Source organism: Cytobacillus sp. Bva_UNVM-123 (assembly GCF_046351715.2).
Taxonomy (GTDB): domain Bacteria; phylum Bacillota; class Bacilli; order Bacillales; family Cytobacillaceae; genus Cytobacillus.
This window is the reverse complement of the sequence record NZ_CM177772.1, coordinates 699,306-715,961: the sequence shown is the minus strand read 5'-3', so window position 1 is coordinate 715,961 and position 16,656 is coordinate 699,306. Positions and strand designations below refer to the sequence as shown.

The following is a 16,656-nucleotide window of genomic DNA, read 5'->3' as shown; positions in this document are numbered from 1 at the left end:
TCATCCTTCTCTTAAAAAGATCCGTCCTCTTTCTTGTTCATTAACAAGGAGGGATGGGTTCGTATAGGTGGCAAAAGGAGTACCCTTATTGTTAAGTGCATATTGTTTGAGCTTATTTGTTTTTACTTTTACTATTTTAAGAGCACCAGTAAGACAGTTTTCCACACAGATTGGCTTTAAACCTTGGTCAATCCGTTCTATACAAAAATTGCATTTATCCGCTTTGTTTGTTTTCGGATTTATTTTAGGAGCATGAAACGGGCAGGCTTTCACACATCTTTCACAGGATCTACACTTACTAGGGTTATGGATAACCATTCCGTCTTGGCGTTTGTAAAAATTATTCTCTGGACAAATAAAGACACAAACTGGATTCCTACAATGATTACAAGAAATGGATAAATAAATAGAGGATGTAGAACATTTTGATTCAAAGGAGAGCAATTTCCTCCGATGTATTCCGCTGAGGTTGTTATATTCGTTGCAGGCCATCTCACAACTTTTACACTTAATACATTTATTAAGGTCTAGGGAAAAAGCCATCTGTTCCATCATAGAAATTCTCCTTTCTTCATGAATAAAATAGCCAAATTAGAAGGAGCAACCCCATCTTGTGAAGTATATCACAAATAAACAGTTTTACATCACTTTCGTAATTCGACTCCTTACCTTACGAACTCCCTTCAACATCTATTTTATATGATAAGATGGAACATCAGGAGTGTAGAGTCATACATACATCTATAGCTGCATTTGTGATCCTTTAACAGCTATTTCGACAAGTTCAAGTATATATGTGACTAACCATTGAAGAATTAGATTTATTCCTATCAAAAACTTTAATTAAGAATAGGCAACCATTTTTAATTATGGATCAGAAGCCCCACTTAAAGATAATACCCTATAGATATTATTTATCATTTATAATATTAAAAGATTTTTATTCAGAATCAAACGACAGCCTCATGAATTTTTGTTAAATATATTGTGAACAAAATACGAATGATAACAAAAAATTCATATTCAAAATGGGGGGATATACAAATGATTAAGCTTGGATCGAATCAGTTTAAACATGCTTGTCCAAGAAACTGCTATAGTGCATGCACGATGATTTCCACTGTAGAAAACGAACGTATCGTTCATTTAAATGGAGATACGACTCACCCATATACAAAAGGAAAATTATGTGCAAAGGGATATTCCTATATTGAGAGAAATTACCATCCTGATCGTTTAAAATTTCCTTACTATCAAAAGGCGAAAGGATCAGGTAAATTCAAACAGATTACTTGGGAAATGGCTTATTCGCTATTAACTAATGAATTAATGAATATATATAAACGACATCTCAGCTTCCTACCCACAGCTTTATATAAATATTCAGGAAATGAAGGTGTCCAGCATTTTGTTACAGAACAGTTTTTTTCAAGCATAGGTCAAACAACAAGAATCATCGGAGCACCTTGTTCATCGGCAGGTAAAGATGCTATAAATTATGACATAGGTGCTTTTAAAGTGTCTGATCCTTCACAAATAAAAGAGGCCAAACTCATCATTATTTGGGGAGGAAATCCTGCAGCAACAAACATTCACTTGATTCCTATTCTTTTAGAAGCAAAGAGAAGAGGAGCAAAAATTGTTGTCATAGACCCTTTATATACACAAACAGCTGAGCTTTCAGACCTATATATTCAAATTCGTCCAAGTACTGATGGTGCATTCGCCAACATTTTGCTAAAAGAGCTATTTGATTCTAATGCCTTAGACCAGCAATTTATCGAAGAACATTCTTTTGGCTTTAAAGAATTTATCGAACAGATTAAGAAAATCGAAATCCAAGAATACTTGAGAATTTGTGACGTACCTGAGGAAGCAAAAAAAATATTGTTGACTTGGTTGAAGGAAGCTGATGCTGTTACGCAAATTATGGGGATCGGAATACAACGGCATTCGAATGGAGGACAAAACGTTCGTGCCATTCAAGCTCTAGGAGCGGCTCATGGGGATATTGGAAAAAAAGGCGGTGGTGTTTTTTTCACCAGTGGAGAAACAAAAGTATTTTCAAATCAACTATCTTCTAATACTGGGCAACGAGATGTTAACAATCGTCTCATTGACATGAATGATTGGATTGAACAAGGTCTGGCACTAGCAAAACAACCACCTATAGAAATGATGTGGATTTCATGTAGAAACCCGTTAACCCAAGAGCCACATCCTCAATTAAATCGCAGCCACCTAGAAAATATTCCTTTTATCGTAACTGTCGAGCAATTTATGACCCCTACAGCCGAAATGTCTAATCTGATTTTGCCAACAACAACCCACTTTGAAGAAACAGATATTGTCACAAGCTATTGGCATAAAGAAATTGCTTTAAATGAAAAGGCTATTCCTCCTTATTACGAAAGTCGAAGTGAATGGAGCATTATGAAGGAGCTGGCTGTAAGGCTTAATGAAATTGAGCCTAATCTCTGTTCTTTTCCTATCCACCATTCAACAGAGGAAGAATATCTTAATTCTCAATTTAACGATAAAGTATTTGACCTATATGGGATAAAGACAGTTTCGGATTTAAGAAAAAAAGAGTTTACTGGATCAACCCATTCAAAAGTTGCATGGGAAGACAAACAATTTCCTACTGGAACAGGGAAATATCAATTTTACTCTCCAGAAGCGGAGCAAAATGGTTTTCCCGCTATGCCACTCTTTGTGAAAGGGAAATCACCGACAGTAGATTATCCTTTTTGGTTGATTACCCCTCATCATCCGTATGCTCTTAACTCACAATTTCAGTTTTTGAATTTAGACGAAGTGCAAGAAGCCCATGTGGAAATTCATCCAAAGGTTGCGGAGGAGCTAGGCATTTTTGATGGAGAAGTAGTCAAGGTTTTCAATGATCAAGCAGTAATAGAAATCAAATCGGTTTATAGTACTCAAGTTCCGAAGGATATTCTCATGATTTATCAAGGGTGGTACCCTGATTCACAAGTTAATGTTAATGATTTAATTTCCGTTTTAAAAACAGACATGGGAAATAAAATTTCTGGAGCAAAGGGAATTGCTTATTATGATGCATTCGTAAATATATCAAAACTAAATTGCACTTAATCTAATAGAGGGAAGTGTAAAAAAAAGAGTTGGCTCTATATAAGAATCAACCCTTTTCTTATTGTCTTATTAATAGTAGCCTAAGTTTTTTTTACGTTCACACACAAAACAAAGGTTATCCGTCTCTTTCCAACTTAACGCTTTTCTTGTACACGCCCGGCAGACGAACGAATGAAGTCTTTGTTCTATCACTTTTTTCGGATGGACGTATTCACGAACATTGATTGCCTGCTCAGGGCATACATCCTGACAAAGCATGCAACCATTGCACTTCGACAAGTCCATGATGATTTTTTCTTCTTGAATTTTGAAGACATCCTCTGGACAGAGCTTAATACAGATTTCACATAAATTACATTTCTCTTTATCCATCTCAATCTCATAGAAGTCCCAGTCAGGAAAAGCTTTATTTAAGGAAAAGACTTTATGGTTAAATCTCCATTTTGCCGGCGTGAACGAGGACACTGCCAAATCTTTGCTTTCCTTCGCAAAATGACGAAATAAATCTCTTCTTGTATATTCTGCGGGGGACTTCTCTGGTTTCTCTTTTACGATCATAAATGGCTCTAAATCCATTACTTGCAAATACAGATTGGCACTTTCTAAATGTTGTGCCCAAGCCCTATTTAATTCACCATCAACAGCCAATTTTACTACGCCTTGTTTGTAATAGTATAATAGTTCCGTTCTTGATGGGGCAATTTCATCATTATATATAAGTGTATCATGAATAACTTCACGTTTCGGGACATTCCCTTCTATCGCATGAACGACACACTCGGTGATGCATTTTGTACATAAAGTACACTTGTCCTCGTCAATTACAGGTTTGCCATTGTCAAAAGTAATCGCCTTATCTTCACAAATATCTAGGCACTTTTCACATTTGCTAAAAGGGCTAATTTTGCGTAAACATGTTTCGTTAATCTCTATTGTTTCAGCTAGACTTTCCATCCATCTGGTAAACAAAGACATAAGCAATCAAACTCCCAAAATAAAAAATTGTATACCATTATTTTAGCAAAGGTAATGTTGAACGCCTGTTCGAAATTTTGTCGATATCAGCACGATAGAGGAAAATTTATTTGGCTTCACTTCAAAATGATTCTATTTCTAATGTCTTCCATCTACAAGTTATTAAGATATAACAAAATAGACCCTGTTTAAAAAAACAGGATCACCATTATTTGATCGTTTTTCCTTGTTCAAAGATTATGTTAAACATACTGTTGATTTCCGCTCCAATCAACAAAATAGCATCATCAAAAATGAACTTTAACACGGGCTTTCATAAATAACGACAAGGCTGCTACCCCAAGAGTAGCACTAACAATTAAGAGCCATAAATGAATATGAGGAACTGGCTTATTCAATAGCGACGAAAGCAGGCCATCTCCAAATAGTAGCACTTCATAAAGGATAAAGCTTATGAGCAAGATAGATAATCTCATTGACTTTGTTTCCAGCCATTTTATTTTAATAAACAAGGCCATCAAGGTGAAGGAAGCAAACCCTATTAAACCTAAATGCAAATAACCGACAACAATATTTCTCGTATACATCGAGAAAGGAATCAAAGCTGGTATCGTATTGCCAACTTCTACAGCCGTTTTGGCAAACAGGGCGAATATACCGAACAAAAGGAAAAACCGCGCCCAGCCAGTGAAACTATTCTTCAAATCTTTACATTTCACAATTCCATAGAGAATGACGGTTATTCCGCCTATTTTTAACGTCCAGCCTATGATAGCTATAAATATAAGAGAGGAAGATGCTACTGTCCAATCGACATTTAAGATAATACTAGGTAGTAGTGAGATGGAATAAAGCCAAAATCCTACTTCAATTAAACTTCTACGTTTTGCCCCACCTTCTTTTTCTAAAATAAACAAAATCACGCCAATAATAGCAAGGGTAATCCACCCATTAATTTGAAAATGGAGAAAGGTGTGAACGAGAAGATCATAAACAAAATTTTTGTCTAAACTAGCCGCATTCCAATAAGCAAGAATCCATGGACCAAGAGAGCCTAATAACAGAACAAAAATGCTCCCTTTTATAAATAAACCTGCAGTCGTATTCAATTTAATTTGGTTTCTATTTAGCTCCCGAAAAAAATAGAAAATAAAAATATAAGATAAAATAAGATGCAAGCTTGAAAAAATAATCGAATACAATGCATATCCTTGAATAACAAAAGCAATGAACATAAAGAAGTTAATGATTTGTATGAATACAAATATTATTGTTGCTCCTTTAGAAATTTGTTTGCCATTAAGTATTATCGCTAGAAACAGCGCCATAATGGCAGGAAAGATCCAGCCTAAAATCGCTAAATGGGAATGGGCATGCATTAAATGGATAAAATTAATTTTTCCGATCGGGGTAAGATATAATACTCGCAAAATAATGCCAGATAAAATCGTTAATAATACCATTAACCAAATTAATTGCTGCCATGGCGTTCGTAATTTTTGTATTTCCATAATAAACCACTTTCTCTTTGCAAAATTATATTCCTTGTATATTATTTCAAAACAATAATCAAAATAATATGCGCTAGATCACAGAATTGGTATCGTTCTTCCATTATGATAGAAAAGAAACGAACCGCTTCATTATTTAATCTAACAAAGCAGTTCGCCATTAATCAAGTCTTCAATCAGATTTTGAACGTTCTAATCGTACTTTGAAGCTTTTCAGCCATTTTCGCTAGTTCTACCGACACAGCTGCAATTTCCTCCATCGATGCATTCTGTTCTACTACAACAGCTGCTATATTTTGAGAATGATTTGCTGATTCTTCAGCGATTTTTGTCGTATCATCAATGACGACCTCCATCGTTTCCGCTCCTGTTGAAATTTCTTGAACCGCTGCCGAAACCTCATTAATTTGGAGAGAAACTCTTTTTACCTCTTCCTCAATTTTTTGGAAGGATTGTCCAGCATCATTAACGAGTTGAATTCCTTCTTCAACAGATTGACTGCCTTCATTCATCGCCAACACAGAATGATTAATATCCTCTTGTATCCCAATGATTAACTGGCTAACTTGATTAGCCGCCTCCCTAGATTGCTCTGCTAATTTTCGTACTTCGTCAGCTACAACCGCAAATCCTTTCCCATGTTCTCCTGCTCTTGCAGCTTCAATAGCAGCATTCAACGCAAGCAAGTTGGTTTGATCAGATACACTTGTTATAAGCGTAACGATTTTTCCAATCTCATTTGATTTTTTGCCTAGCGTATCCATCATACTCCCTGTCAAATCAGATTGATTTTGAATGATGACCATTTGATCAATTGTTCGCTTGATTACTTCATTGCCATTTTCTGCGACAAGAGAAGTTTGCTGGGACATATTGTTTACACTATCTACATTTTTTACAATACTCGTAATTTCATCAGAAATAATTGAGAAAGAATGTTCAGCTTCGACCATTTTTACCTTTTGGTCATCATTTCCTGTGGCAAGTTCTTGAATCGAACCAGCTACCTGTTCTACTGATCTACTCATTTCTTCACTACTTGCTGATAATTCCTCTGATGTTGCAGCAACTTGTAATGACGTATTTGAGATTTCTAAAATCATATTTTTTAAGTTACTTGTCATCTGATTAATGCTGTCGGTTAATTGACCGATTTCATCCTTATTTCTTACCGTTACCTGTTCTGTACTTAAATCTCCGTTAGCCACTTCAGCAACTTTAGCTGTAATTAATTTAAGTGGCTTAGAAAGATGACCTGAAAACCATATAATAATTACACTTCCAATAATAAGTGCGCCACTTAAGACGATTAACAAAACAGTGAGTAAATGACTAGCTTCACTATTAAAATCCATTAAATATGAACCAGCAACAATCACCCAGCCCCAGTTCGGATCAAGTTCAGAATAGCTGATTTTAGGGGCAAGTCGATTAGAATCACCTGGGACAGCAAAGTCAAAGGTTAAATATCCGCCACCCTTTTCAGCTATTTTAATAAGCTCTTGAGTTGAATAAATTCCTTTCGGTGTTTGCGATCCAAATAAATTCTCACCTTCTCTATTCGGGTGAGCAACTGCAATACCTTCTTTGTCCAATACAAAGAAATACCCATGCTCACCCATATCTACATCTGTATCAATCGATCTTTTTCCATCAGCTTGCATTTTTCCTAATAGCTTTACCTTCACTTCTTCTTGAGCTTCTTCTAATGAGAGATTCCCTTTCTCTACCTCTCCATTCAATACGTCTATCATTTGTATTGCCATCTTTGTATTATTTTTTAACCCTATAGCACCTAACCCATCCAGACTTTCTTTTGCTAAGTTGTAGCTGACTGCCCCGATAACAAGGATTGGAAGCGCTAACAAAATGGCAGTAATGACGATTAGCTTTGTTCTAATTTTCTGTTTCACGATGACCACCCTTTCCATCTAGTATGTATTATCTATTTGAACTGCTATATAAAGCCCCTTCATTTAAGTAAATCATCTGTACAAAATCCTCATGACTTACTCCTTATCAAAAGGCATTGTTGGGTAATTAGAATTATAGTACACAATTCAAATATATAATGTAAAGAACAAAATCTTTTATGTTTTTGCAATGTAAACCCTTTCAATTTTATTCGATTGCAATACCGAATTATCTATAATGCATTTGAGGTTAAGGCATTCGTCACTTGTTTTTTTAGTTGTGCTAAAAATAGCCATTTTGAAGCTTGGCACACAAAGAAGTAAAAAATAAAAACCGAGGTGAATGGAAAGTGATTTTTACAATTATTAAAAAGAACTCCTATCAAGACTCTATTAACTTAATGTTATTAACGAATGCAATCTCTGCCACGGAAGGTGTAAATAAAGCCCAAATTATGATGGGAACACCTGCGAATAAAGATATTTATAAAGCATCAGGGCTATATACAGCAGAATTGGAATCAGCAGAATCCAATGATATGGCTATCGTAATTGATACAGATGATGAAAACAAAGTGAACGAAGTGCTAGAAAAAGTTGAAGAATATTTACAAAATCAAGCGATCAGCAATAAAGGTCAAGATTATGAAACAGTTCGCACATGGGATCGAGCAAAAAAAGCGTTACCGGATGCAACTCTTGCCTTAATCTCCGTACCTGGTCAATATGCAGCTGAAGAAGCAGAAAAAGCATTAGACCTAGGTCTTCATACGTTTATTTTCAGTGATAATATGCCTATGGAAGATGAAGTGCGTTTAAAGAAAAAAGCCCATGAAAAAGGCTTGCTAGTAATGGGTCCTGACTGTGGAACAGGCATAATTGACGGTATTCCTGTCGCGTTTGCTAACGTTATTAAAAAAGGACGCATCGGAATTGTAGGTGCTTCTGGAACTGGTATTCAAGAAGTATCCGCTATTATTGATCGACTTGGTGAAGGTGTAAGCCATGCAATTGGTACTGGTGGCCGCGATCTTAAAGAACCAGTTGGTGCGATTACGATGATGGACGGAATTCGTGCATTAGAAAACCATGCTCAAACAGAAGTTATCTGTGTTATTTCTAAACCGCCAGCAAAAGCAGTACGAAATGAAGTTGTTGATTTACTTCAAAGTGTGTCTAAGCCAGTTGTAGCGATTTTCTTAGGTGAAAAACCAACACAATATGAAGGAAATGTTTACCAAGCTTATACTTTAGAAGAAACTGCTCTTATTGCGGTTGACTTAGCTAAAGGAAATGAAATTAAAGCAAACTATAACTCTGGTAATTATGATGTAGAACATATCGAGTTAAAACCTGATCAAAAAACAATTAAAGGATTATTCTCTGGTGGTACTTTAGCTTCTGAAGCAGCTGTATTACTTTCTGACGCATTAGGACTTGGCTCAGAAATTACAAATGAAGATGGCTATGTGTTCAAGAAGGATGGTCATATAGTTGTAGACTTAGGAGACGACAAGTATACACAAGGGAAACCTCACCCAATGATCGACCCTGAAACAAGAGCTCGATTCATTGAAGAGGCTGGTGCAGATGAAAAAACTGCAGTAATCGTTCTTGACTTCGTTCTAGGCTATGGTTCACATGATGATATGGCAACTGCTCTACTTCCATCTATTAAAAAGGCTGTTGCTCACGCAAATAGCGAAGGACGTACATTACCAATCGTTGCTTCTGTTTGTGGAACTGTAAGTGATCCACAAGATTATCATGCACAGAAGAAGCTCCTTTCTGAAGCTGGAGTGATTGTAAAAGACAGCAATAATGAAGCAGTAAGAACAGCACTTGCGATTATTGGCTTAAAAGTGAATGATGTTGAAAAAACACATGTTGAAGTTACAGCACCTGCAAAAACATTTGATTTAACTGTTTCAAAAGAAATGGGAGATTTAGTCAATCAAAAACCAAGCGTTATTAATGTAGGCTTAAAGAGCTTCACAGACTCCATCGTTGCATATGGTGGCCGTGTCGTTCAATTTGATTGGAGACCAATTGCTGGTGGAAACGAAAAAATGAGAAAGATTTTAGCCCTATTAAAATAAGATTGTTTTCGTGACCGAAGTGGAAATCAACGGGCAACATTTGAAGGCAAAAACAACAATACTTAAAATATGAGGAGGATTCACATGCAATTCAATACGATGGATGAAGCGAATAAAGCGGTTATTGACAAGATTTCAGGTTCAGCACCATTCCTTGTAGATGTAGTTCCTGCAAAAGACAAAATTAAAGAATTAAATGAAGGCAAGGTTCTGCTTCATGCTGGCCCACCAATTAAATGGGATGATATGACTGGCCCAATGCAAGGTTCATGTATCGGTGCTTCTTTATTCGAAGGCTGGGCTGAAACAGAAGAAGAAGCAAAGAAAATGCTTGAAAATGGTGAAGTGACATTTATTCCTTGTCACCATGTAAATGCTGTTGGCCCAATGGGTGGTATTACTTCTGCAAATATGCCTGTATTCGTAGTTGAAAACCGCTCAGAAGGAAATGAAGCATACTGTATTATGAACGAAGGTATCGGAAAAGTTCTTCGTTTCGGTGCTTACTCTGAAGAAGTTATCACTCGTTTAAAATGGATGCAAAACATATTAGGACCAACGATTTCAAAAGCATTGAAATTATCTGATGGTGGTCTAAACCTTAACGTTATGATCGCTAAGGCTATTACAATGGGTGATGAATTCCACCAACGTAACATTGCAGCTTCTTTAATTTTCTTAAAAGAAATCAGCCCTCTAATTGTTCAATTAGACATGGATGAAAAAGATCGTAAAGATGTTATCCAATTCTTAGCTGATACAGACCAATTCTTCTTAAATATTGCAATGGCAACGAGCAAAGCTGTCCTTGATGGTGCAAGAACAATTGAACAAGGTACTGTTGTAACAGCTATGTGCCGTAATGGGAAAGATTTCGGTATTCGTATTAGCGGAATGGGTGATGAGTGGTTTACTGCACCTGTTAATACACCACAAGGATTATTCTTCACAGGCTATTCTCAAGATGATGCAAACCCAGACATCGGAGATAGTGCTATTACAGAAACATTCGGTGTTGGTGGAATGGCGATGATCGCAGCTCCTGGTGTTACACGCTTCGTTGGTGCTGGCGGATTCAATGACGCTCTAGCAACAAGTAATGAAATGATGGAAATTTGTATCGACCAAAACAGTAACTTTACGATTCCAACTTGGGATTTCCAAGGGGCTTGCCTCGGAATCGACGCTCGTAAAGTAGTAGAAACAGGGATTGAGCCTGTGATCAATACTGGGATTGCCCATAAAAATGCTGGAGTAGGACAAGTTGGTGCTGGTACTGTTCGTGCTCCTAAAGAATGCTTTGAAAAAGCGCTTGAAGCATATGCAACAAAGCTTGGCCTTATTTAAAAACACAAATGCTGCTAAATAAAACCATTTTTGTAGAGGAATATGAGCGAAATATTCCTCTATTCCTTATCAATAACAAAATCGGTATTGTTCATAGCATTTTTAATAATGGGATGAACATCCGAATGGGAGAGCGTTTATTTTTTCTCGGTACGACGAATAATGGCCGCCTCCCATTCGGAATTCATCTACAGAGCAAGGACGTAAAAATGCTAGTAAGTTCTATTCGTCCCTCTTCTACTGTTATTTGGAATGAAGCAACAGAAGAATTGTTTTTTGAAAATGCAAAGATGATTGTTCATTTAAAAAGTGGTGTTCCCTATTCCAACTTAATCAATAAGCAATCAGATAAGGTTAAATTGTCCCCTCTTCAATTAGAAGAGTTTATCAATATTCTCGTAACAAATGGAGAAAAAACAGGGTTAGATATTGATATTGGACAATTTATCATTGATTATTTATCAGACAAACAGATTGAACAAAATGATCGAACGGTTGTTGTGCTTTATCATTTAATGAACGCTCTATTTTCTAATGATGTCAATAAAATAGAAAGCGTGATTCGCTACTTTTTAGGAAGAGGAAAAGGATTAACACCTTCTGGTGATGACCATTTCGTCGGTTTATTGGCTATTCATACAGTCTTTAACGTATTTAGTCCCGTTTTTTTGCAAACACTACAGAAAATCATTGAGCTTGAATCCGTCACAACTGATATTGGAAAAGAGTATTTAATGTATGCATTAAAGGGAGAATTCAGTTCATCAGTCGTCAATATAATAAATAATTTACAAGAAGAGAATCATCAACTAGAATTAAAAAAACAACTTGGACAATTACTCACTATGGGTCATAGCTCAGGTGTCGATACAGCCTTTGGCATGCTCATTGGATTATTGGCATTAAAGCGCGAAGTCCCACAATCTTAAACACTACAACTTATTTAACTTACAAATTGGAGGAATTGATTAATGGCACAAAAAGTAGTTATTGCTTTAGGTGGAAATGCAATCTTACAACCAAAACAGGAAGCAACATATGAAAACCAACTAGAAAACGTTCGTAAAAGCAGTGAAATAATTGCTCGTATCGTTAAAAATGGCCATAGTGTTATTGTTACACATGGTAACGGTCCACAAGTTGGCAACATTTTACGTCAAAATGAGGAAGCGAAAGACATTGTTCCTCCATTCCCATTAGATGTATGTAGTGCTGAATCACAAGGCTTCATTGGCTATATGATGGATCAAACATTGAAAAACGAATTACAAAAGCTGGGATTAACTAATTCTGTCGTTAGCATTTTAACGCAAACAGAAGTTTCTAAAGATGACCCTGCATTCCAAGATCCAAATAAACCAATCGGCGTTTTCTTCTCAGAGGAAGAAGCAAAGCAATTAGCAGAAGAAAAAGGCTGGGCAGTGATGGAAGACGCAGGCCGTGGCTGGAGACGTGTTGTAGCTTCACCAATGCCTAAATCAATCCACGGTTCAGATGTCATTAAGAAATTAACAGACGATAATGTCATTGTCATTGCTGCTGGTGGTGGCGGAATTCCAGTTGTGAAAAACGAAGACGGTACCGTTACTGGAATTGAAGCTGTTATTGACAAAGATCGCAGTGGTTTTAGATTAGCTGAAGAAGTGAAAGCTGATGTCTTCATGGTATTAACTGACGTTCAAAATGTGTATATTAACTACGGAAAGCCTGATCAGAAGGCTTTAACTCATGTTACACTTGAAGAAGCGAAGCAATATGTAACCGAAGGCCAATTCTCTGCAGGAAGTATGGGACCTAAAATGGAAGCAGCGATCAGATTTGCTGAGCAAGGCGGCAGAGCTATCATTTGCTCATTAGATCAAGCAGATCTTGCAATGGAAGGTCAAGCAGGTACACATGTAACAAAATAAAATCAATTTTTGGCTGTTTTTGTAAGTTTATTGCTTTTTAGTGTAATTTTTGTTTAGTTATCTGAGTTGATTGGAGCGGAGGGTACTTGACTCCTGCGGAAATCAACGTGCAAAATTTGAAGGCAAAAACAACAATATATGCGAAAAGAGCCTTATTTTTTAGATGGTATCTACTCTTGCTTTGTTTTATATTTAAGCTTGAGCAGATGCCATTTTTAAAATAGACAGGAAAGGAGGACAAACACATATGAGAAAATCTCGCTCCTTTAAAAAAGAACTTATTTATTCATTTTTATTAATTGCCTTTTTTTCGATCGCATTTCTTGGCGTTTTTCAAATTTATCAATTGTCCTCTTTAATTAGTGAAAATCAAAAATATCAAGCACAAACAACAAAGTACCTTTCTGATTTCATTGGCAATTATATTTTAGACCATAAAAAGGCGATTCAAACTGAAGCGCTGCGTGTCAGAGATGCGTTTCAAGCACGTGATCAAAATGCGATTCAAAAACAGCTTAGGGATATAAAACTAAATTATCCTGGCTTTGTAAATATGTATGTCGGGGATAGTAACGGACAATCGATTGTTTTTTACCCGGAAGTCTATACAGATGGAGCCAAACGACAAAATCTTAATTTTAGTGATCGTTATTATTACAAAGAGCTTGTAAAAACAAAATCGACCGTCATTTCTCCTGTTTATCATGGACGTGGTGGGACAGATGTTTTATTAGTGGCTATCGTCTCTCCTATTTTGGATGATGAAGGAGAATTAATTGGATATGTCCTCGGAGCTTTAGATTTAAATGCCTTAGGTGAGCATATTAAAGACCGCAGTTTCGGGAATGAAGGCTATGCTGTTTTAATTGATCAAGATAAGAATGTCATTGTTCACCCATATGTTGACACAAAAAGACAGTTTGTTAACCTTTCCGATTCTGAAATTGTCCAATATATTAGTAAAAATCGCAATGAAGAAGGCAGTAGCTTCTTTAAACTAGACAATCCGCAAGAAGATGTATATATAACTTACGAAAAAGTTAAATCATTTAACTGGATTGTTTGGGTGGCTAAGCCCACTGAGGCCATTACAAATACGTATAAAAAGGCGATCATCACAATTATCATCTTTCTTATCGGCACGGCTATCATTATGGTCGGTGTAAGCCTTTTCTTATCAAATCGACTTGAAATAACACTGCGCCACTTGCTTGACTATATTAAAGACTATACAAGTGGAATCAAACAGAAAAATACAGTGACAAAAAAACGGCATGGTCCGAAGGAAATGGAAGAACTTTTTTATTATTTCAATAGAATGATTGATGAAGTGGAAGAAAACAAAAAAGGCTTAATTAACTTGAATAAAGAGCTTGAAGGAAGAGTCCGGGAAAGAACAGCTATTTTACGGAATAAAAACTTGGAGCTTAAAGCTGTGAATAAGTTAATTACTTCCGTTTCTTCTAATAAAGATTTAGCTCATTTTATTCAGCATTGCTTGAAAAAGATTGAACCGTTAATGGACTATTCTATTCATATTTTCTTTCATGACTTGGCCGTTACAAACAAAACCATTTATACAAATCAAAATTTACTTGAATATTTAAGAGAGAATATGGTTGGAGACCAACAATATATGGAGCCGATTCAAATTGAAAAAGACAATAAAGGATTTTTAATTGTTGATCTTTCATGTGATCAACCGATTACGAAAAGCGACCAGGAATTTCTTCACACATTTGCGCGTTCATTAGCTGTAATGCTGCAAAACAAGTTTTTCTTTGAACAAATTCGCAATAAACATGCAGTGCTGGAAGCCGTTTTGGAAAGTATGTCAGAAGGCTTAATGCTCGTAAACAATCAAAAAGAAGTTGAATATGTAAATGAATTTTTCCTAAATGTCGTCTGCAACGGAAATGAGCAAGAATTATCTAGCTTAGATGATGTATTTAAAAAGTTCATTGAGCTTTTTGATGTCGATAGTGAGGAGCTTTCCGCCTTCTTTACGAATGATAAAGGTGAACTAAAACTAGAACATACACAAAAATTAAAGAAGCCAAAGTTTTATATCCTTCATAAATTTTCAGTTATATTAGATGATGATACGATTGGTGAAGGCCTGTTATTACGTGATATTACAAAGGAAGAGGAAATTGACACACTAAAAAATAATTTAATTTCCCTTACTTCACATGAGTTTAAAACACCGATTACGAATATTAAAGGCAGTGTTGAAACATTGCTCCGTCAAGAGGTAGAATGGGAGCCGGATTTTCAGCTTGAGCTATTAGAAGGAATACATGAAGATATTGAAAGAATCCTTCATCTCGTAAATGACTGGATGGATATATCCAAAATTGAGTCAGGCACGATGTATGTGGAGCGTGATATGGTTCGAGCTGATCACGTCATTAAAAAATCAATGGAACAAATACCTCTGTCATTGAGAGAAAACGCTGTTCTACAATTTCATAATCACTTAAGTGAGGATTTCACTTTTTATGCTGATAAAATGCGTGTTCATCAAGTATTGATCAATCTATTTACGAATGGTCTTCGTTATAATGATTCAGCCGTAAAGAAAATTGATGTTACTTTAGATATGGAAGAAGATTATGTGACGATCTCTGTTACCGATAATGGAATAGGCATTTCAAAAGACCATATTGAGAAAATTTTTAACCGTTTTTATCAAGTAGATGTAACAGCCACGAGAAGAACAGGCGGAACAGGTTTAGGTCTGGCCATTTGCGTTGGCATTATGGAAGCACATGAAGGGAAAATCGAAGTGATTAGTGAGACTTGGAAAGGTAGCACCTTTATCCTCTATTTTCCTATAAAGAAAGGAAGAGAGTGAAAATGAAAGTTCAAAAGATATGTATCGTTGATGATGAACCAAAAATCTTGCGTTTTGTTTCTGCTAACTTAAAGTCTATTGGCTATGAAGTGACAACGATGAGCTCTGGAGAAGAGCTATTTGAGAAATTCGATCTTGTCTTACCTGACTTAATTTTGCTTGACATTATGATGCCAGGACAAGATGGCTTTTACGTATTAGAAAAACTGCGTAAGTTCTCGAATGTTCCTGTTATTATGCTAACTGCTCGAAGCAACCCGAAAGATAAAGTACAAGGATTAAATGTTGGAGCAGATGATTATTTAACAAAGCCTTTTTCATTAGATGAACTTTTCGCGAGAGTAAATGCTGTTTTGCGTAGGAGTATGGCAAGTTCAGGTGACACTTCTGTGACACAGTCATCTGTCATTCGCACAGGCGAATTTTCAATCGATCTCGGCAGTAAGCGTTGTTGGATTAATGATGAAGAATTTAAGCTGACACAGACCGAGTATTCAGTTATGGAAATATTGGCGCTTAATTTAGATAAAGTAGTTCAGCATGAAACATTATTATCGGAAGTTTGGGGACCACAATATCGTGACGATGTTGAATATTTACGGGTTGGAATTGCAAGAATTCGCCGAAAAATTAAAGAATCCATTAAAAATAAAGAGGAATATATTGTCACCTATCCTGGTCTCGGATATATGCTGAAAAGTGTTGCAAAAAAATAAGTCTTTGATTGCACTGAATGACTGAGACACAAGAAAACAAATCCATTTTTTCCCGTCCTGCTATTAATGCCGTGCGGGATTTTTTTATGATTTTTTAATCTTTTTGCAATGTAAACCCTTTCATTTTTATTCGACTGCAATGCCTAATATTTTATAGTTTGTATGAGGTTGAAATAATTACATTTTTCCTTTGCTGTCACAGAAAATAAATTAA

General features: G+C 36.0%; 11 protein-coding genes. 7 read left to right on the top strand and 4 right to left on the bottom strand.

What is annotated here, in order from left to right; genetic code table 11:
* Entirely contained in the window at positions 1-555 is a 555-nt protein-coding gene (locus KDN24_RS03515) for a 4Fe-4S dicluster domain-containing protein (protein ID WP_409975311.1), read from the bottom strand.
* 489 nt (positions 556-1,044) lie between these two features.
* Here KDN24_RS03515 and KDN24_RS03510 point away from each other — a divergent pair, with 489 nt between their 5' ends.
* A complete protein-coding gene (locus KDN24_RS03510) occupies positions 1,045-3,114 on the top strand; it encodes a molybdopterin-dependent oxidoreductase (protein ID WP_491348302.1) in 2,070 nt (689 codons plus the stop codon).
* 69 nt (positions 3,115-3,183) lie between these two features.
* Here KDN24_RS03510 and KDN24_RS03505 read toward each other — a convergent pair whose 3' ends face one another.
* The 3 genes from KDN24_RS03505 to KDN24_RS03495 all read right to left on the bottom strand — a co-directional run bounded on the left by KDN24_RS03505 (position 3,184) and on the right by KDN24_RS03495 (position 7,513).
* On the bottom strand, positions 3,184-4,089 hold the full coding sequence (locus tag KDN24_RS03505; RefSeq protein WP_409975310.1) for a 4Fe-4S binding protein: 906 nt from the start codon (positions 4,087-4,089) through the stop codon (positions 3,184-3,186).
* Between the two features lie 287 nt (positions 4,090-4,376).
* Positions 4,377-5,600 carry a hypothetical protein gene (locus tag KDN24_RS03500; protein WP_491348301.1) on the bottom strand — a complete coding sequence of 408 codons (1,224 nt, stop codon included), beginning with the start codon at positions 5,598-5,600 and terminating at the stop codon, positions 4,377-4,379.
* A 176-nt stretch (positions 5,601-5,776) separates the two neighbouring features.
* On the bottom strand, positions 5,777-7,513 hold the full coding sequence (locus tag KDN24_RS03495; protein WP_525931272.1) for a methyl-accepting chemotaxis protein: 1,737 nt from the start codon (positions 7,511-7,513) through the stop codon (positions 5,777-5,779).
* 350 nt (positions 7,514-7,863) lie between these two features.
* Here KDN24_RS03495 and fdrA point away from each other — a divergent pair, with 350 nt between their 5' ends.
* The 6 genes from fdrA to KDN24_RS03465 all read left to right on the top strand — a co-directional run bounded on the left by fdrA (position 7,864) and on the right by KDN24_RS03465 (position 16,442).
* Complete coding sequence (gene fdrA, locus KDN24_RS03490) at positions 7,864-9,612, top strand: acyl-CoA synthetase FdrA (RefSeq protein WP_409975306.1); 1,749 nt, start codon at positions 7,864-7,866, stop codon at positions 9,610-9,612.
* Between the two features lie 84 nt (positions 9,613-9,696).
* A complete protein-coding gene (locus tag KDN24_RS03485; RefSeq protein WP_491348300.1) occupies positions 9,697-10,959 on the top strand; it encodes a YlbE family protein in 1,263 nt (420 codons plus the stop codon).
* A gap of 125 nt (positions 10,960-11,084) precedes the next feature.
* Entirely contained in the window at positions 11,085-11,888 is an 804-nt protein-coding gene (locus KDN24_RS03480; RefSeq protein WP_409975304.1) for an oxamate carbamoyltransferase subunit AllH family protein, read from the top strand.
* 42 nt (positions 11,889-11,930) lie between these two features.
* The gene (arcC, locus tag KDN24_RS03475) at positions 11,931-12,869 is read left to right on the top strand and encodes a carbamate kinase (RefSeq protein WP_409975303.1); all 939 of its coding nucleotides are present in this window, start codon (positions 11,931-11,933) and stop codon (positions 12,867-12,869) included.
* A gap of 247 nt (positions 12,870-13,116) precedes the next feature.
* The gene (locus tag KDN24_RS03470) at positions 13,117-15,726 is read left to right on the top strand and encodes a sensor histidine kinase (RefSeq protein WP_409975302.1); all 2,610 of its coding nucleotides are present in this window, start codon (positions 13,117-13,119) and stop codon (positions 15,724-15,726) included.
* A gap of 2 nt (positions 15,727-15,728) precedes the next feature.
* Positions 15,729-16,442, top strand: a complete 714-nt coding sequence (locus tag KDN24_RS03465) for a response regulator transcription factor (protein WP_409975301.1) — start codon at positions 15,729-15,731, stop codon at positions 16,440-16,442.
* The last annotated feature ends 214 nt before the right edge of the window (positions 16,443-16,656 follow it).

Coding starts and splice junctions, on each gene's coding strand:
- arcC (WP_409975303.1), top strand. CDS start 11,931: ATGGCACAAAAAGTAGTTATTGCTTTAGGTGGAAATGCAATCTTACAA.
- KDN24_RS03480 (WP_409975304.1), top strand. CDS start 11,085: ATGGGAGAGCGTTTATTTTTTCTCGGTACGACGAATAATGGCCGCCTC.
- KDN24_RS03515 (WP_409975311.1), bottom strand. CDS start 555: ATGATGGAACAGATGGCTTTTTCCCTAGACCTTAATAAATGTATTAAG.
- KDN24_RS03505 (WP_409975310.1), bottom strand. CDS start 4,089: ATGTCTTTGTTTACCAGATGGATGGAAAGTCTAGCTGAAACAATAGAG.
- KDN24_RS03485 (WP_491348300.1), top strand. CDS start 9,697: ATGCAATTCAATACGATGGATGAAGCGAATAAAGCGGTTATTGACAAG.
- KDN24_RS03510 (WP_491348302.1), top strand. CDS start 1,045: ATGATTAAGCTTGGATCGAATCAGTTTAAACATGCTTGTCCAAGAAAC.
- KDN24_RS03470 (WP_409975302.1), top strand. CDS start 13,117: ATGAGAAAATCTCGCTCCTTTAAAAAAGAACTTATTTATTCATTTTTA.
- KDN24_RS03500 (WP_491348301.1), bottom strand. CDS start 5,600: ATGGAAATACAAAAATTACGAACGCCATGGCAGCAATTAATTTGGTTA.
- KDN24_RS03465 (WP_409975301.1), top strand. CDS start 15,729: ATGAAAGTTCAAAAGATATGTATCGTTGATGATGAACCAAAAATCTTG.